The organism is Vibrio sp. R78045 (assembly GCF_042466085.1).
Lineage (GTDB): Bacteria > Pseudomonadota > Gammaproteobacteria > Enterobacterales > Vibrionaceae > Vibrio > Vibrio cyclitrophicus.
In genome coordinates, this window is record NZ_JAXHBS010000008.1 from 581,462 (window position 1) to 597,719 (window position 16,258).

Annotated in this window: 18 protein-coding genes; 6 read left to right on the forward strand and 12 right to left on the reverse strand. The window is 43.2% G+C overall.

Going from position 1 to position 16,258, the window contains the following annotated elements; genetic code table 11:
- The first annotated feature begins 83 nt into the window (after positions 1-83).
- Complete coding sequence (gene treC / locus SJY39_RS05130) at positions 84-1,769, forward strand: alpha,alpha-phosphotrehalase (RefSeq protein WP_010436428.1); 1,686 nt, start codon at positions 84-86, stop codon at positions 1,767-1,769.
- Between the two features lie 182 nt (positions 1,770-1,951).
- Here the strand turns inward: treC and SJY39_RS05135 are convergent, their stop codons facing one another.
- Complete coding sequence (locus tag SJY39_RS05135; protein ID WP_010436430.1) at positions 1,952-2,554, reverse strand: YitT family protein; 603 nt, start codon at positions 2,552-2,554, stop codon at positions 1,952-1,954.
- A 347-nt stretch (positions 2,555-2,901) separates the two neighbouring features.
- Here SJY39_RS05135 and glyA point away from each other — a divergent pair, with 347 nt between their 5' ends.
- On the forward strand, positions 2,902-4,152 hold the full coding sequence (gene glyA / locus SJY39_RS05140) for a serine hydroxymethyltransferase (protein WP_010436432.1): 1,251 nt from the start codon (positions 2,902-2,904) through the stop codon (positions 4,150-4,152).
- Between the two features lie 505 nt (positions 4,153-4,657).
- On the opposite strand, the gene SJY39_RS05145 is transcribed toward glyA, so the two are convergent.
- The 6 genes from SJY39_RS05145 to tsaA form a co-directional block, all read right to left on the reverse strand.
- On the reverse strand, positions 4,658-4,984 hold the full coding sequence (locus SJY39_RS05145) for a hypothetical protein (protein WP_010436435.1): 327 nt from the start codon (positions 4,982-4,984) through the stop codon (positions 4,658-4,660).
- Positions 4,985-5,269: 285 nt separating this feature from the next.
- Positions 5,270-5,461: a DUF4250 domain-containing protein gene (locus SJY39_RS05150; protein ID WP_016767592.1), complete on the reverse strand. Its 192-nt coding sequence runs from the start codon at positions 5,459-5,461 to the stop codon at positions 5,270-5,272.
- A gap of 1 nt (position 5,462) precedes the next feature.
- Positions 5,463-5,666, reverse strand: a complete 204-nt coding sequence (locus SJY39_RS05155; RefSeq protein ID WP_016767591.1) for a YaeP family protein — start codon at positions 5,664-5,666, stop codon at positions 5,463-5,465.
- A 186-nt stretch (positions 5,667-5,852) separates the two neighbouring features.
- A complete protein-coding gene (locus SJY39_RS05160) occupies positions 5,853-6,548 on the reverse strand; it encodes a tellurite resistance TerB family protein (protein WP_016784990.1) in 696 nt (231 codons plus the stop codon).
- A 185-nt stretch (positions 6,549-6,733) separates the two neighbouring features.
- The gene (locus tag SJY39_RS05165; RefSeq protein ID WP_016784992.1) at positions 6,734-8,452 is read right to left on the reverse strand and encodes a proline--tRNA ligase; all 1,719 of its coding nucleotides are present in this window, start codon (positions 8,450-8,452) and stop codon (positions 6,734-6,736) included.
- Positions 8,453-8,553: 101 nt separating this feature from the next.
- Positions 8,554-9,249: a tRNA (N6-threonylcarbamoyladenosine(37)-N6)-methyltransferase TrmO gene (gene tsaA / locus SJY39_RS05170; RefSeq protein WP_010436453.1), complete on the reverse strand. Its 696-nt coding sequence runs from the start codon at positions 9,247-9,249 to the stop codon at positions 8,554-8,556.
- Positions 9,250-9,372: 123 nt separating this feature from the next.
- Here tsaA and SJY39_RS05175 point away from each other — a divergent pair, with 123 nt between their 5' ends.
- From SJY39_RS05175 to SJY39_RS05185, 3 genes are all read left to right on the forward strand, one after another.
- Positions 9,373-9,633 carry a type B 50S ribosomal protein L31 gene (locus SJY39_RS05175; protein ID WP_010436456.1) on the forward strand — a complete coding sequence of 87 codons (261 nt, stop codon included), beginning with the start codon at positions 9,373-9,375 and terminating at the stop codon, positions 9,631-9,633.
- A complete protein-coding gene (gene ykgO, locus SJY39_RS05180; protein ID WP_010436457.1) occupies positions 9,633-9,758 on the forward strand; it encodes a type B 50S ribosomal protein L36 in 126 nt (41 codons plus the stop codon). Before SJY39_RS05175 ends, ykgO begins: the two co-directional genes overlap by 1 nt.
- 388 nt (positions 9,759-10,146) lie before the next feature.
- The gene (locus tag SJY39_RS05185; protein WP_010436458.1) at positions 10,147-11,733 is read left to right on the forward strand and encodes an AbgT family transporter; all 1,587 of its coding nucleotides are present in this window, start codon (positions 10,147-10,149) and stop codon (positions 11,731-11,733) included.
- A 105-nt stretch (positions 11,734-11,838) separates the two neighbouring features.
- On the opposite strand, the gene SJY39_RS05190 is transcribed toward SJY39_RS05185, so the two are convergent.
- From SJY39_RS05190 to SJY39_RS05200, 3 genes are all read right to left on the reverse strand, one after another.
- Positions 11,839-12,594, reverse strand: a complete 756-nt coding sequence (locus SJY39_RS05190) for a MipA/OmpV family protein (RefSeq protein WP_016787753.1) — start codon at positions 12,592-12,594, stop codon at positions 11,839-11,841.
- Positions 12,595-12,712: 118 nt separating this feature from the next.
- Positions 12,713-13,156 (reverse strand): YaiI/YqxD family protein, encoded by a 444-nt coding sequence (locus SJY39_RS05195; RefSeq protein ID WP_010436462.1) that lies wholly within the window; start codon positions 13,154-13,156, stop codon positions 12,713-12,715.
- 38 nt (positions 13,157-13,194) lie between these two features.
- Positions 13,195-13,482: a hypothetical protein gene (locus tag SJY39_RS05200; protein WP_010436465.1), complete on the reverse strand. Its 288-nt coding sequence runs from the start codon at positions 13,480-13,482 to the stop codon at positions 13,195-13,197.
- A 776-nt stretch (positions 13,483-14,258) separates the two neighbouring features.
- Here SJY39_RS05200 and SJY39_RS05205 point away from each other — a divergent pair.
- Positions 14,259-14,777, forward strand: a complete 519-nt coding sequence (locus SJY39_RS05205; protein ID WP_010436467.1) for a GNAT family N-acetyltransferase — start codon at positions 14,259-14,261, stop codon at positions 14,775-14,777.
- On the opposite strand, the gene SJY39_RS05210 is transcribed toward SJY39_RS05205, so the two are convergent.
- Together SJY39_RS05210 and SJY39_RS05215 are read right to left on the reverse strand one after the other, a co-directional pair.
- Complete coding sequence (locus SJY39_RS05210; RefSeq protein ID WP_016786808.1) at positions 14,743-15,051, reverse strand: DUF3301 domain-containing protein; 309 nt, start codon at positions 15,049-15,051, stop codon at positions 14,743-14,745. The genes SJY39_RS05205 and SJY39_RS05210 overlap by 35 nt on opposite strands.
- A gap of 84 nt (positions 15,052-15,135) precedes the next feature.
- Positions 15,136-16,179: a DUF3549 family protein gene (locus SJY39_RS05215; RefSeq protein WP_010436470.1), complete on the reverse strand. Its 1,044-nt coding sequence runs from the start codon at positions 16,177-16,179 to the stop codon at positions 15,136-15,138.
- Positions 16,180-16,258: the final 79 nt, after the last annotated feature.

The window sequence follows — 16,258 nt, forward strand, 5'->3', positions numbered from 1 at the left end:
TTTTCTTTTAGTTATAACGGCTATTCAACCATGATTCACATGGTGATTTTTATTTTATATTTTCTGGTAAGTGAGTGTTAGAGATGGCGATGACTGAGCATGATGAAAGTTGGTGGAAAACCGCAACCATCTATCAAATCTACCCAAAGAGCTTTTGTGATAGTGGCAGTAAAGGTACTGGCGATATCAAAGGGATCATTTCGAAACTGGATTACCTTAAACATTTGAGTGTCGATGCGATTTGGTTAACCCCAGTTTACGCATCACCTATGATCGACAATGGTTACGATATTTCAGACTATTACTCGATTAACCCTCAATTCGGCACCATGGAAGACTTCGACTTATTATTGTCTGAAGCGCACCAGCGTGGCATCCGTATCGTGATGGATATTGTGGTCAACCATACTTCAACAGAGCATGCATGGTTTCAGTCTGCATTGGGTGACAAAAACAGCCCGTATCGCGATTACTATATCTGGAAAGATCCCGTAGATGGCCAAGCACCAACTAACTGGCAGTCTAAGTTCGGTGGTAATGCGTGGGAACTCGATGAGGCGACAGGGCAATACTTCCTACACTTATTCGCCAAAGAACAGGCCGACCTTAACTGGGAGAACCCGGTTGTACGCGAAGAAGTGAAAGACGTCATCAGCTTCTGGGCTGAGAAGGGCGTTGATGGCTTCCGCTTGGATGTGATCAACCTGATTTCTAAACAGCAAGACTTCCCTAACGATGATATCGGTGATGGTCGTCGTTTTTACACTGATGGTCCACGTGTGCACGAATACCTGAAAGAGATCAGCGAAGCGGTATTCCAGAAATACGGCAGCGTGACCGTCGGCGAGATGTCTTCAACCACGTTGGAACATTGTCAGCAATATTCAAATGTTGATAACAGCGAGCTATCAATGGTGTTTAACTTCCACCACCTTAAGGTCGATTACACCAATGGTGAGAAGTGGACTAATGCACCGTTTGATTTCTTACAGCTCAAGTCGATCTTCAATCACTGGCAAACCGGTTTGAACGGCAAAGGTTGGGGCGCACTATTCTGGTGTAACCACGATCAACCAAGAGTCGTGAGCCGCTTGGGTAACGACCAGCAATATCGAGTTGAATCAGCCAAGATGCTTGCTGCGTCAGTCCACATGATGCAAGGCACACCGTATATCTATCAAGGTGAAGAGATTGGTATGACCAACCCTGGCTATACTGAAATTAGCCAGTATCGTGATGTCGAGAGTACTAATATGTACGATATCATGGTTAATCGTGATGGTGTGGCTCATGAAGATATGATGGCGATCTTAGCGCAGAAATCTCGTGATAACTCTCGTACGCCAATGCAATGGAACGATAAAACTTACGCAGGATTTTCACAAGCTCAGCCATGGCTTGATGTTGCGAATAACTACATTGAGATCAACGCCGAACAAGCATTGGAAGATAAAGACTCTGTATTTTACTTCTACAAGAGTTTGATTGAGTTGCGTAAACAAGTGCCAGTGATTACGGGTGGTAGCTATCAAGATTTATTGCCTGAGCATCCATCTATTTTTGCATATGTACGTGAAAGCGATAGTCAGACTTTGGTTTGTCTTAATAACTACTATGGTGAAGAGGCGGAATGTGTTTTACCTGAACGTTTTGAGATGCTGAAGGCTGAAAGCTTGTTGTCTAATTATCAAGTAAGCGAGAGTTTAGCGGCGTCTCATCATCAAGTGCTGCGACCTTACGAGACGCGTATCCTCTTGATCGAAGCTTAGTCTCGTTACGATTTCAATTAACCTAATTCTCCGTTTCCCCTAGAGATCTAGGTTTCAACAAAGGCTTTGGAGTGCTCCCCAAAGCCTTTTTGTTTTAGTGATGTATTGATTATAGTGTCTCTGCCTAAATAGTTTAGAATCGAAAGCATCAGGTATTAGCAACGTAGAGCAAGTTATAAGAATTAAGACGCGTAGTTCACTGAGTAGCGAGTTGGCTTATGGTTCATGGCTAATACAATGTTCAATACCGCTGTGCCTAATACAGATACTGCAATTACCCAAGGCGATACGAAGAGGAAGGATGCAAACAGAATACAGGCATCAATGGCCATTTGGGTTTTGCCTACTGAGATACCGTAGCGGTCTTGGATGAACAAACATAATACGTTGAAGCCACCCAAGCTTGAGCGATGACGAAACAAAATCAACATGCCTAAGCCCATTAATAAGCCGCCAGCGACGGCACAGTAAATTTCATTATGTACGTCTAATGAAATCACTAGATATAAATGATCGGCAAATACAGACACTAAAGCGCCTGAGATGGCACTGCTAATCGCAAAGTGACGGCCAAATCGTTTCCATGCTAATAAGTAGAATGGACAATTAGCAATAAAGTACAAAATACCAAAGGTTACCGGCGTAAATTGACTCAAAAGCAGAGCCAAGCCTGTAGTACCACCGGTAAGCAGGTTTGCTGATTGTAAAAAGAATACGCCTAACGCCACTAAAAACGTGCCAGTAAGAATCGCTACCCAATCTTCTTTACGTGAGTGTTTTTCCATCGTTTTTATAATTACCTAACCAATAAAGGCGTGCATAGTAGATAAAAACCTTAGCTTTCGGTAGCTTGAGGTGCAAAATTAAGGTAAACCTATGTAATCTGCGTTTTACAGGGTGTAAAGCGTAAAATTGACAGTAAGCGTCATCTTTGGTTGGATAAGCTTAATAACCATGATGAATCTTATTTGTGATTATGAAAAAACTGCATGATAAAATTGCAATTAGCTCTTTATGACCTAGATCAAATTATGTAGAATGCGTCACATCAAAACGGTGACGGAAACGTTTGCTTTCGGTCGTTGTGTGGTTTTTTTGAAACTTTCAGTACAATCTGAGTCAGGAGATACAGATGCTTAAGCGTGACATGAACATTGCTGATTACGATGCGGACCTATTCGCAGCTATCCAAGAAGAAACTCTTCGTCAGGAAGAGCACATCGAACTTATCGCTTCAGAAAACTACACAAGCCCACGTGTAATGGAAGCTCAAGGTTCTCAACTTACAAACAAATACGCTGAAGGCTACCCTGGTAAGCGTTACTACGGCGGTTGTGAGTTCGTAGATAAAGTTGAAACTCTAGCAATCGAACGTGCATGTGAACTTTTTGGCGCTCAATACGCGAACGTACAACCTCACTCAGGTTCTCAAGCTAACAACGCTGTATACATGGCGCTATTGAATGCTGGCGATACCGTTCTAGGTATGAGCCTAGCGCACGGTGGTCACCTAACGCACGGTTCTCCAGTAAACTTCTCTGGTAAGCTTTACAACATCATCCCTTACGGTATTGATGAAGCTGGCCAAATCGATTACGAAGAGATGGAAGCTCTCGCAATCGAGCACAAACCTAAGATGATCATCGGTGGTTTCTCAGCTTATTCTCAAGTTTGTGATTGGGCGCGCATGCGTGAAATCGCTGACAAAGTAGGTGCTTACTTCTTCGTAGATATGGCTCACGTTGCGGGTCTAATCGCTGCCGGTGTTTATCCAAACCCAGTTCCACACGCTCACGTTGTTACAACAACAACGCACAAAACGCTTGCTGGTCCTCGTGGTGGTCTTATCCTTTCTAACGAAGGCGAAGATCTTTACAAAAAGCTAAACTCAGCAGTATTCCCTGGCGGCCAAGGTGGTCCTTTAATGCACGTTATCGCTGGTAAAGCAGTAGCGTTCAAAGAAGCACTAGAGCCAGAGTTCAAAGAATACCAAGCTCGCGTTGTTGCTAACGCAAAAGCAATGGTTGCTGAATTCCTAGCACGCGGTTACAACATCGTTTCAGGTTCTACAGAGAACCACCTGTTCCTAGTTGACCTTATCGACAAAGACATCACAGGTAAAGAAGCAGACGCAGCACTAGGTTCAGCTAACATTACAGTTAACAAGAACTCAGTACCAAACGATCCACGTAGCCCGTTCGTTACGTCTGGTATCCGTATCGGTTCTCCTTCTATCACTCGTCGCGGTTTCTCAGAAGCAGACGCGAAAGCTCTTGCTGGCTGGATGTGTGACATCCTTGATAACATGGGCGATGAGTCTGTTATCGAAGCAACTAAAGCGAAAGTATTAGAGATCTGTAAGCGTCTACCGGTTTACGCTTAATTTTTTCTTCGTAGTAATTTGAACTTCGTTGTCGAGCATGCTCACTTACATCCGTAAGCTCCGCGTGCTCTCCTAGAATTTCAAACAACTACTTTGAAAAATATTGATATTAGAGGCTCCTTGTTAGGGGCCTTTTTTGTATTCGTAAGTAATAAAGCCGTTGTCGAGTATGCTCACTTACATCCGTAAGCTCCGCGTGCTCTCCTAGAATTTCAAACAACTACTTTGAAAAATATTGATATTAGAGGCTCCTTGTTAGGGGCCTTTTTTGTATTCGTAAGTAATAAAGCCGTTGTCGAGTATGCTCATTTACATCCGTAAGCTCCGCATGCTCTTCTAGAATTTCAAACAACTACTTTGAAAATAGATTGACGGTATTAAAGGTCCCTTGTGGGGCCTTTTTTGTATTTGAAGGTTAGTTATCTGGGTAATCAATGGCAGGTACTAAAAAGGGCTGATGTTCGTACATCAACCCTTTGTTGTTTGTTGTTTGTTGGTCTCGGATTTACTTTTTGATGCTCAGTAAAGTGCCTGATTTACATCTAAACGAGTAGTAGCTGCGGCTTTCATTAAACTTACCCAAGCCTTCGCCATCGCAGTAGTCGATGTTGATATCACGCATGACTTCTAGTGTATCTTCGCTGTTTAAAGCGAATTTAGAACCATCTGAGCAGACGATACGAATTCTCTCATCATGGCTTACAGAGTAGATATCGACTTCAGTATTACACAGCTCAAAAGACGCTTCACGAAAGTTGTCTTGTTGAGAGTTTGAAGAGCAACCGGCAGTGAGTGCGGCTGCAATAACGGCTAATAGTCCGAGTCTTTTCATTGTTAGTCCTTCGATATCATCAAATTTAGTGATGATTTTTATATGCTGTTCTTGGTAGCCTATACAACAACACACTTTGATTCAAGGAGCGTTGGCTGACTCTAAGATATAAAAGTATAGGTGCAAACAGATAATTTATAATAGGTTTATTGGTATTGGTATTGGTATTGGTATTGGTATTGGTATTGGTATTGGTATTGGTATTGATATTGGTCTATTACGTACCTCAAACAAAAAAGACCAACACAGAGGTTGGTCTTTCGAAATAAAGCTTGTTTTAAATGACTATCGAAACTGTTTTGCTTCTGGAAAATACTCAAAACCAGCAGACGCAAGTTTAGCGATCAAGGCTGCCTTATCGATTTCGTAGAAGTTAACCACTCGATCCAAATCACCACCGAAGTCGTCACGTAGCTTCATGTTGACGATGCTCATTAACATCACTGGATCCATCTTTGCAAAATTAGCGAGGTTCATGTTAGTCCTCGAAATCTGAGATCAGCAGGTTTGCCGCAGCAAATGCTGCACGATCACGAGCATCTTTAGGAAGAGACTCATCCGCAGCAAGGTCGTTTAATGTTTTTACCGCGCAGGTAACCGCTTTAGGGATATAGCCTTGGTCGCCACTGCCAATTTGAGAATACAGTTCACGCACCAAATCACAACAATCGTATACTTTCATTTTTATACCTAACCAAATGATAACTTATCTCAATATACACATAGAGGTAGACAAAAACAAAGTGGAACTGATGAAGATCAGAGTTAATTTGTCCTTGCTCAATATCTCATTTGTTGATGCTAAATATATCACTTTGCTAGCTTGTTGTTTAACCAGATACTTATCGATTAGCCTGATATTTACCGCTTAATCAGAGATTTGTTGTTCAAGCTGATAAATCACTTCATCAGCCAGGTTGAGTTGCTTGGCTAGCTCTTTGAGGTAAGACTTCTCCATGAAGTTCTGCTCATCAGCCACAATCAAAGAGGCTAAGTAGATCTCACTCGCTTGTTGAGGTGAAATAGCGAGCTGAGCAATTTCACTTGGAGCGAGGGGTTTGTGCAGCTCTTCAGACACCAATTTAGTCAGTTGATAATCGGCGCCCATATTTTCGACCGCTTGCTCGATCTTTGCCATCTCCTCTTCATCGATATGACCATCGGCTTTGGACGCAGCAATCATCGATCTTAGAATCAGCACGCTGTGATTTGCATCATTTTCATCAAACTGAGCCTGTTCGACATTGGGTGTCTGCCCTTGTTTGGATTGGTAGTCGTTGTAGACTTTATAAGCCAAAGCGCCCAGTGCTGCTGCGCCGCCAATCCCAGTCGCTTTCTTGCCCATTTTCTTGGTTTTCTTAGAACCCATTAGCACACCTAAGAGTCCACCGCCAACAGCGCCCGCCCCGAAAGCCCCAAGTGTGTTTTTGTTGATACTCTTGTCATTGCTATTACAGCTTTTAGAAAGACTACTTAAACTCGAAGATCCTTGGGAAAGCTTTTGAGTACCTTGTTTTACGAGATCTGACTTAAGTGCATGGTTAAGTAAGCTTTTGATATCCATCGATACCTCCAATATAAATGTACTAAAGAGTCGTTAAAACCAATATACGGGCTTAAAGATGAACTGGTGATTAACTTATGTAATTTGCTCTATTGATCAATAGAAGGGAGTTTGAAGTGAAACGACAGGCACAAAAAAGGCCGCCTAATAGCAGCCTTTCAATATTTATCTAGTGAGTAATCGGATTACTTAGCTAGTTGAGCCTTAAGGTGCTCGATAACCGTGTCCATAGCGATAGCTTCTTTATCACCAGTACGACGGTTTTTGTATTCGAAGTTACCTTCGTCCATGCTGCGATCACCGATAACGATAGTGTGAGGAATACCCACTAGCTCGATATCTTTAAACATAACACCTGGACGCTCTTTACGGTCATCGAATAGTACTTCGATATCCATAGCTGTTAATTCAGCGTATAGCTTTTCTGCTGCTTCTTTAACGCGCTCAGATTTATGCATGTTCATTGGTACGATAGCAACTTGGAACGGCGCTAGTGCGTCTGGCCAAGTGATACCGAATTTATCGTGGTTTTGCTCGATAGCAGATGCAACAACACGTGAAACACCGATACCGTAACAACCCATTTCTAGGATTACGCTCTTACCATCAGGACCAAGCACGTTACAGTTCATTGCTTTAGAGTAAGTATTACCTAGTTGGAAGATATGACCAACCTCGATGCCGCGCTTAAGTTGGATAGTACCTTGACCACATGGGCTTAGGTCGCCTTCAACAACGTTACGTAGGTCTTCAACTTGAGCAAGCTCTACGTCACGACTCCAGTTGATACCAAAGTAGTGCTTACCGTCTACGTTTGCGCCAGCGCCAAAGTCGCTCATTACGGCAACAGAGCGGTCAACGATGAATGGTAGCTCTAGGCCAACAGGGCCAAGTGAACCAGGACCAGCCCCAACAAGTGCGCGGATTTCTTCTTCAGAAGCCATCTCTAGTGGAGAAGCAACCTGTGGAAGGTTTTCTGCTTTCACTTCGTTAAGCTCGTGGTCACCACGGATGATTAGAGCAATAATATCTGTTTCTACTTCATCAGATGCTTTAACGAATAGAGTCTTAACTGTCTTCTCGATTGCTAGACCGTGCTGCTCTACAAGTTCTGCGATTGTTTTTGCGTTTGGCGTATCAACCAATTCCATCTCTTGAGTAGGCGCTGCAACTTCTTCAGTAGGAGCTAGTGCTTCTGCTTTCTCGATGTTCGCTGCGTAATCAGATTCAGAAGAGAATGCGATTAGGTCTTCGCCGCTTTCAGCAAGAACGTGGAACTCTTGAGAGCCGCTGCCGCCGATTGCGCCAGAGTCTGCTAATACCGGGCGGTATTCAAGGCCCATGCGGTCGAATGCTTTACAGTAAGCATCGTGCATCGCTTGGTAAGACTTTTCTAAGCCTTCTTTGTCGATATCAAAGCTGTATGCATCCATCATAGAGAACTCACGTGCACGCATTACGCCAAAACGAGGGCGGCGTTCATCACGGAATTTAGTCTGGATTTGGTACAGGTTTAGAGGAAGCTGTTTGTAAGAGCTGATCTCGTTACGTACTAGGCTTGTCACTACTTCTTCAGCTGTTGGGCTAAGAACGAATGGACGAGAGTGACGGTCTGTGAAACGAAGTAGCTCAGGACCCATCTTTTCAGAACGGCCAGTCTCTTCCCAAAGCTCAAACGGCTGAACTACGGGCATCAAGATTTCAACGGCACCTGCATTATCGATCTCTTGGCGAACGATATTTTCGACTTTACGCAGTACACGTAGACCAGTAGGTAGCCAAGTATATAAACCTGAAGCTAGCTTACGGATCATACCTGCACGTAGCATCAGCTGGTGGCTGATAACTTCTGCGTCGTTTGGAGTCTCTTTCAGAGTAGAAAGAAGGTAGTTACTGGTACGCATTCTATGGTATCCGTTTCATCATTGATAAAAGAAAATTTGCTGCAGTGAGTGACTACAGCAAATCTGATATAGCCGTATATAATATCAGCCTATTTGGGATCTCAAAAGCGTTCAATGTCAGTTACATTGATGAAAAGCGCCTCAACAACGAATTTCACGTTAAGATCGAACAAATTTACCGCATATTCCTTACTGTCTGGCTTGCCTTTTTTATAGGCAGGTCGCGGATCTTGACCAAGCACTTCTTTGATCACTTGGATGATATGGCGCGCCTGCGGGTGACCAGACAGCTTACTTTGGGCTTGCTGAGAGAAGTTCACATCTAACACTTCAGGTTCATCGGCGGCAAACCCTCCTAGTGCATCGGGAATTGAATCCGAGTAGGGGATATAAGGTTTGATGTCGATGATAGGCGTACCGTCAACGAGATCGACGCTGCCCAAGTCCAACCAAGTTTGTCCTTTTTCTTGAGAGACACCTTTGAGCTCAACCGCGGACATACCAATCCCATTCGGTCTGAATGTCGCACGTGATGCGAAGACACCGATACGTTCATTGCCGCCAAGTCGAGGCGGCCTCACAGTTGGTTTCCAGCCCGCTTCAAGGTTCTTATCGAACAGAAACAACAACCACACATGGCTAAATTGCTCAATATCCCGAACAGACTCAAGACAGTTTGCTGCGTCAACCAGCCTGACTCTTGAGGTGGATGTTGGTACCAATCTAGGTTGCCTTGGCACTGCGAACTTCTCTTTATAGGGAGACTCTATAAAGCCAATAGGTTCAATGGAGTACATGAGTGGACGTCTCTGATTACGATCTATGGCGGGAAAATATCATAAAATCGCTTGTTTTTCTTTTGATAATAATTATCATTTGTTATGTTATAACATATCAATTTAATTATTTAGGGAAATACAATGAAACCGAATATCCACCCGGGCTACCGCACAGTGGTGTTCCACGACACCAATGTTGATGAGTACTTCTTGATTGGCTCCACCTTGAAAACAGAGCGTACTATCGAATGGGAAGATGGTAATACTTACCCTTATTTCACTATTGAAGTGTCTTCAAAATCACATCCTTTCTATACGGGTAAACAGAGAGTGCTACATAAAGAGGGACGTGTTGCTAATTTTACTCGTCGCTTTGGTCAATTAGGTAAGGGAGCTAAATAATGAAAGTTGTTAAATCACTTAAAAGTGCGAAAAGCCGTCACCCTGATTGCCAGATAGTTAAGCGTAGAGGGCGTCACTATGTGATCTGTAAATCCAATCCAAGATTTAAAGCGGTTCAAAAATAACCGTCAATATGATGTGACATGTGTGTAAAAACGAGGGAAAAGTCAAACTTCATTCATTTGTCTGTTTTTCTTTTCCTTCGAGAGGAACTTAACCGGATATCGAGTGTGCATTTAACGTACGATGTATTTTATTTTCAAGTGAATCAATGGGTTATATTGTGAGTTATATTTCTAGTGAATGCGTTGTTGTGAATTATAAATCTAGTTTTTGTGTTTAATATAGATTTATTTGCTAATTAATTGTTCAAATAGAGTTAAAGGTCGTCGTTTGTTACACATTTTGTAACATTTTGAATTTCTAATTGATATTTTTGTCGCGTACCCTTCGCTGGCAATTTGAACATCTTTGTCACAATTGCACAGGAATCACTACACAAGGAGGGAACAGATGAGTTCATCTGCTTCAATAAAAAACAACGCACCAAAGAAACCTATTTTCACACGCTTTTTAGACAGCGTTGAATATTTGGGGAACCTTTTACCCCACCCAATCACTCTTTTTGCTATCTTCTGTGTCGCAATCCTAGTTTCTTCAGGTATTGCTGGTTACTTTGAAGTGTCTGTCATGGACCCTCGCCCTGAAGGTGCTAGTGGTCGTGCTGCTGATGGTATGATCCACGTTGTAAGCTTACTTAATGCTGAAGGCTTACAACTCATCGTAACGAATCTAGTTTCGAACTTTGTTGGCTTTGCGCCACTTGGTACTGTACTTGTTGCAATGCTAGGTGTTGCGATTGCTGAACACTCAGGTCTATTATCTGCGGCAATGCGCGGCATGGTAATGGGCGCATCTCAGCGCATGGTTACTGTAACCGTGGTATTTGCCGGTATTATCTCTAACACGGCTTCAGAGCTGGGTTACGTAGTACTTATCCCTCTTGCAGCAATGCTTTTCCACTCATTGGGTCGTCACCCATTAGCAGGTCTAGCGGCAGCATTTGCTGGTGTATCTGGTGGTTATTCTGCAAATCTACTTATCGGTACGGTTGATCCACTGCTTTCTGGTATCACAGAAACAGCAGCACAAATGCTTGATCCATCTTACTCTGTTGGCCCTGAATCAAACTGGTACTTCATGTTTATTTCGACCTTCTTTATCTCGATTGCCGGTGCATTGGTAACAGAGAAGATTGTTGAACCTAAACTGGGTAAATACAATGTCGAAGACGCGTCTGAAGATCTTTCAAATGACTCAATGGGTAAGCTTACTGCTATTGAGAAGAAAGGCCTTAGATTGGCGGGTGTCGCTGTATTAATCGTGAGTGCGCTTTTAGCTTGGACTGTTGTTCCTGCTGACGGTGTTCTACGTTCAGAGGCGGGCACGATTTCAGGCTCTCCATTCCTGAAAAGTATCGTCGCGTTTATCTTTGTATTCTTTGCTATTCCTGGTTTTGTTTACGGCAAAATTACCGGTTCAATGAAGAATGACCGTGATGTGATTAATGCAATGGCAACGTCGATGTCTTCAATGGGCATGTACATCGTTCTTGTATTCTTTGCTGCACAGTTTGTTGCTTTCTTTAAGTGGACGAACTTTGGTCAAGTGGTTGCTGTAGGCGGCGCAACATTCCTTCAGGATATCGGCCTAACGGGTCCAATGTTGTTCTTCGCATTCATCCTAATGTGTGGTTTCATTAACCTGATGATCGGTTCAGCTTCTGCACAGTGGGCAGTAACAGCGCCAATCTTCGTTCCAATGCTAATGCTAGTAGGCTACGCACCTGAAACGATTCAAGCGGCTTACCGTATCGGTGATTCAACAACCAACATCATTACACCAATGATGAGCTACTTCGGTCTTATCCTTGCCGTAGCAACTCGCTACATGAAGAACCTAGGTATCGGTACACTGATCGCGACAATGTTGCCTTACTCAATGGTATTCATGTTTGGTTGGAGCATCTTGTTCTACCTATGGGTATTCGTATTCGGTCTACCAGTAGGTCCAGGCGCTGCAACGTACTACACGCCTTAGTGAACAGTGATAGGCGAACATTTCAATTCGCTTATTAACTGAATAAAAGACGAGATACCCAAGAGCCTGCATCAATGCAGGCTCTTTTTGTTTGAGTCAGTAAACTTACAATCCCGCAAACCGATAGGTAACGCCTAGTTCGAATGACCAGCCCACGTCTCGTTGTATCAACGCGCTGTCGCTGTCATGATGAATTAGGTCTGCTCGAGCGATACCAATCCAAGTTGGCGTGAACTCATAAAGCCCGATTAACCCTGCTTGATAGACAAAGGTTGAGCCCGCATCAAATTGGTTTAGTCCCGAAGCTGATGACTCGGTGTTAGAAATACCATACAGGTGATTGGACAGTTTCTTGTCTCGATAATCGACTTCTAGGTAGGGCGTAATGGTGAATGGCTGCGTCCAGGTTTCTAACGTTCTGCCTAAGTGAAGCTGAACTTCGTAGCCATCATGTTCTGAAGTTACATCGTGTAAGTAGGTGAGGCGTGCGCCTACTGTTCCTAAGGTTATCCCCAGTTCTCCATTCCCATCTCTGTCTTGAATGCCGTTAGGTAGGTCCACAAAAGTGTCTGACACTTCAGCAAAGCGCCAATTTCCAGATAGCCCTACGTAAGGCAGCAGTTGCCAATTGGCTAAGCTACCATCGATAAAGCCTTTTGGACCTGAATAGAATAGGTTGGGTGTCGCGCCAAATTGAGGGGCACTTTTAGTCGAGAAAACACTTTCACCATAGGTGATGCTACCTCCGATGATTCCGTACTCTTGATCAGCAAAGTGTTCATCGGCAAAGTCTTCATCAGCAAAAGAAAGTTGGGTGCTGCCAAAAACAATGGATAGCGAGAGGGCGATTCGACGAATCATAAGCAATACTCCGTTATTGTAATAAATATCAAGAACGGAGTATGTCGATTAAAATTTCATCTGGGCTACAGCGATGTAAGAGGTGACTTCTAAAGCTGCCGCCATTAGAAAGCTGTGGTTAGCGTTTTGCTAATAGGCGATCGAGGTGGTTTGCGAACTCACGACGGTCGGTTTGAGAAAGGGTGCTTGGTCCGCCAGTTTGAATACCACTTGAACGCATAGTATCCATAAAGTCACGAATGTTAAGACGCGCTTTAATGGTCTCTTTGGTGTAAAGCTCGCCGCGAGAACTTAAAGCAAGTGCACCTTTGGTGATCACTTCATCGGCGAGAGGGATATCGGAGGTAATCACTAAATCACCGGGTGCAGTGCGTTTTACGATTTCATCATCTGCAATATCAAACCCGCTTGGTACTTGAATTGAGTGAATGTTGTTGCGTTTAGGAACGGGTACCAAGTGGTTTGCCACGAAGGTACATTCCACACCTGTTCGCTCAGCTGCGCGTACGATTGTTTCTCGGATAACCTTAGGACAAGCGTCCGCATCAACCCATATCTTCATAGTGTTCTATTTCTCTATTAGCTTATTTATCAGTTAACTTATTGCTCAGTTAACTTGGCTTCAAGCATGGCAACGCGAGCGGTAAGTTCTACAATTTGCTTTTCTAGTTGGCTAACACGATCGAGTGCTGGCGCTTCTTGTGTCGCGACTTCCACTTTAGGGACGCGATTGGCCGTTTTCCAGCTTTTGATCGTCGTGATCAAAGCGGGCATTGGAACTGATGTGCTCATACGAGCTTTAACTAAAGCAACTGTCGGCTCTTTCCCTTGGGCTTGCAGTCCTTCAAGCACCGATTTTAACTCTTCAGACACATCTTTTGTGAGCATGTTGACCTCCATTTTTAGTATTTTTTCATTTTACTCGCTCCAGTGCGCGATAGCGAATCATAAAAGCGCCTATAGTTTGTGAGAGATCTCTTACAAAGGCTGTGAGATAACACGAATATATCGCTAGAGAGATTGATATGCATGTGGTTAAGGTTTTGAATTTTAAGTGTTTTATTTAATTAACAACTTGGTTGGATTAAAAGTGTGATGAAAATCTATTGTCCGAAATCTTAAATCGCGTAAATTAAACCTTGTCGGAAGGATTCTGACACGGAACAGGAAAGCACCAAGGATTTGGTTATCTTCAGGATGAAGATTTGGTTACTTAGGATTGAGTGATCAAGCATGGAGCGCAAGGACATTGTAGGGATACAGACAGTTAACAGGAAGTTAGCTGCAACGGAATGACAATGGACACCTTTAGGATAAAGGGTTGGATTAGCATCAGGACGATGTAAAGGACACCGCTCACGGAACAAGTGATGTGCGCTAACTAGGATTGTTAGCTTTCAGGAAGATTGGACACCGCTAGGACGGCGAAGTAAAGGAAAGAGCTGAAGGATTACAGCCACTATTATGGATGATGCATGGAGCATTAATTAGTAGCCGGACTGCTGCGAGTAAGACCCTAGCCCTGACACTTCGGTGTCGGGGCTTTTCTTTTCTGGGCCTTTATTTATTTCGGTGCTTTGTTATCTGAGCGCTTTTTATCTAATAGTTTTATCTTAAAGCGTCACATCTGCTTTTCTGCTAATGGTCAACACAAGGAGTGTTTTATGACGATTGCAACCTCAAGAACGCTGTTGGTACCTTATACCGAGCAGTTAGAACATGACTTTATTAAGTTGAATTGTTGCCCCATTAATCGTGCTGAAATGAATGGGCCGCACTCTATTGCTTCTGCGAAGCACTTATTCCAAGAAATATTGAACGATAACGTCGGCTTTTGTCGGGCTATTATCCACAATCAAACTCGCGAATACCTTGGGCACTTGTTTATTTCATCTGCGGATGGAAAACACGAACTGGGTTTTATTCTGGACAAAGAGTACTGGCATCAAGGACTGGCGAGTGAAGCGCTAAAACCCTTTTTTAGTTTGGCTTGTTTTGAAGAGCACTTAACGAATGTGGTTGCAACTGTAAATGTTGGTCATAACCCATCCATTAAATTATTAGAAAAGTTAGGCTTTGCATTCAAAGAGACCAAACAAGATATGTTTGGTCCTTATCATGAATATAGCTATACCGCGTATTGCGACGTTACATTCTATGAGGCTGTAGCTCAAACCGCATAGAGCGGAAACCTACCATGGTTAGTTTTCCTTGGTACAGGTCGTCACCTAACGCCGAAAACTCAAAATGGTACACAGTATGCCAGCGCCAAATGGTGGTGAGCTCATGGCGCATCTTCAGTTTATGACCACTAAAGGCGACACTTAATAATTGCAAATCGAGTTCTTTACACTTTCTCGCAATGGCTGTTTTTGCTAACTCAGATTGCCTGCGTTGCTGCCAAAACAGAAAGCAAAAGAAGCACAGAAACAAAATAGCCAATAAGTTATCTATCATTTAATCCATACTTCCTTTTATCTCTTTCTTCCAATTGTGACTTTAGTGTTAGGAGCTATTGAGTAGATCTACTCTTTAGTTAGTCTACTGTTGAGCTTTAGTTGCTTGTTGCAATTCAACCAATGCATTAGCAAGCTCTGGTGATGGATTCGAGTTCAACAATGGTAAAAATACCATTCTTAGTGTCGGAATCATCACTAAATCTGCAAATAGCTGATTGAATAGGTTTTGATTACCTGTTTGTGCGAGACGCAGCAAAAATTGCTCAGCAATAGTTGGATCTTGTAGGGCACTCCAACTTCGACCAGCTAAACCAATTAATACTTCTTGATGACTTAAACGTGGGCTAGCCAAAACTTGGGTAATCACAGCATTCGTTGTATTTTGCTCTGCACCTGAAAGGGCACGAACTAATGCTGAAAGTAAAAACAGATCCGGTTCTTTACTTGAGATTTCATTCTCTGCCATCTCTTGCAAGCGTTGAGCTAGCTTGTCATTGATTTGCGTATGCTCAAGCGCTCCTAGTGTTGCATAAAGAGGCTCTGATGGCAGTTTATGAAGAGCCTTACGAATAGTGACACCGTTTTGCTGGCTGCCTAAGCGAGCACACATATCTGTGATACCCTGCAAGCCAACCGTTTTCCAGTTGTCCCAACCGAGTTCACCTGTGAAGTAATGTTGAGCGTGTTCGTAGTATTGGCTCGTCGCAAGATCTAAACCTGATCTTACTTGGCTATGGAACACGGCCATCTTGTCTTCAGAAGGCTTGAAGGTATATGGGTTGTTAGACAGCTTTTGTTGTTGCTCTTCGGTGATCTCGCCGTTCAAACGAGTGCCCATTGCTTCAATAACAAACTTTAGGAAGTTACCCACATCTCCTTGATGCAATAGGCCTCTTTCATCCAGTTTAAATTTTAGGAACCAAATCCAAGGTTGCTTGTGTTCGTTCCAGTAGCTAATCGCTAAGTGAGCTTGTTTCTGCAGTGGAAATGGGTACGGCTGTTTCCCCTGCTCAACATCAGAGAATAGGTTGTTGTCGATCTTTTGGATACGACGACCTAGATCGTAGATATCATATTGGCAACCGCTATTCTTTAGCAACTGAGTGAGCGTGTGAATGGTTTCCATAGTAATAAAGCTCCTAACTTTCTTTCCTAAATAGATGGTACTCTATGCCCCAATTTCAAGGTCACTAGATAAATAACTT

Excerpts from the sequence above, each read along its gene's own strand:
- treC (WP_010436428.1), top strand. The coding sequence starts at position 84 with ATGGCGATGACTGAGCATGATGAAAGTTGGTGGAAAACCGCAACCATC.
- SJY39_RS05135 (WP_010436430.1), bottom strand. The coding sequence starts at position 2,554 with ATGGAAAAACACTCACGTAAAGAAGATTGGGTAGCGATTCTTACTGGC.
- glyA (WP_010436432.1), top strand. The coding sequence starts at position 2,902 with ATGCTTAAGCGTGACATGAACATTGCTGATTACGATGCGGACCTATTC.
- SJY39_RS05145 (WP_010436435.1), bottom strand. The coding sequence starts at position 4,984 with ATGAAAAGACTCGGACTATTAGCCGTTATTGCAGCCGCACTCACTGCC.
- SJY39_RS05150 (WP_016767592.1), bottom strand. The coding sequence starts at position 5,461 with ATGAACCTCGCTAATTTTGCAAAGATGGATCCAGTGATGTTAATGAGC.
- SJY39_RS05155 (WP_016767591.1), bottom strand. The coding sequence starts at position 5,666 with ATGAAAGTATACGATTGTTGTGATTTGGTGCGTGAACTGTATTCTCAA.
- SJY39_RS05160 (WP_016784990.1), bottom strand. The coding sequence starts at position 6,548 with ATGGATATCAAAAGCTTACTTAACCATGCACTTAAGTCAGATCTCGTA.
- SJY39_RS05165 (WP_016784992.1), bottom strand. The coding sequence starts at position 8,452 with ATGCGTACCAGTAACTACCTTCTTTCTACTCTGAAAGAGACTCCAAAC.
- tsaA (WP_010436453.1), bottom strand. The coding sequence starts at position 9,249 with ATGTACTCCATTGAACCTATTGGCTTTATAGAGTCTCCCTATAAAGAG.
- SJY39_RS05175 (WP_010436456.1), top strand. The coding sequence starts at position 9,373 with ATGAAACCGAATATCCACCCGGGCTACCGCACAGTGGTGTTCCACGAC.
- ykgO (WP_010436457.1), top strand. The coding sequence starts at position 9,633 with ATGAAAGTTGTTAAATCACTTAAAAGTGCGAAAAGCCGTCACCCTGAT.
- SJY39_RS05185 (WP_010436458.1), top strand. The coding sequence starts at position 10,147 with ATGAGTTCATCTGCTTCAATAAAAAACAACGCACCAAAGAAACCTATT.
- SJY39_RS05190 (WP_016787753.1), bottom strand. The coding sequence starts at position 12,594 with ATGATTCGTCGAATCGCCCTCTCGCTATCCATTGTTTTTGGCAGCACC.
- SJY39_RS05195 (WP_010436462.1), bottom strand. The coding sequence starts at position 13,156 with ATGAAGATATGGGTTGATGCGGACGCTTGTCCTAAGGTTATCCGAGAA.
- SJY39_RS05200 (WP_010436465.1), bottom strand. The coding sequence starts at position 13,482 with ATGCTCACAAAAGATGTGTCTGAAGAGTTAAAATCGGTGCTTGAAGGA.
- SJY39_RS05205 (WP_010436467.1), top strand. The coding sequence starts at position 14,259 with ATGACGATTGCAACCTCAAGAACGCTGTTGGTACCTTATACCGAGCAG.
- SJY39_RS05210 (WP_016786808.1), bottom strand. The coding sequence starts at position 15,051 with ATGATAGATAACTTATTGGCTATTTTGTTTCTGTGCTTCTTTTGCTTT.
- SJY39_RS05215 (WP_010436470.1), bottom strand. The coding sequence starts at position 16,179 with ATGGAAACCATTCACACGCTCACTCAGTTGCTAAAGAATAGCGGTTGC.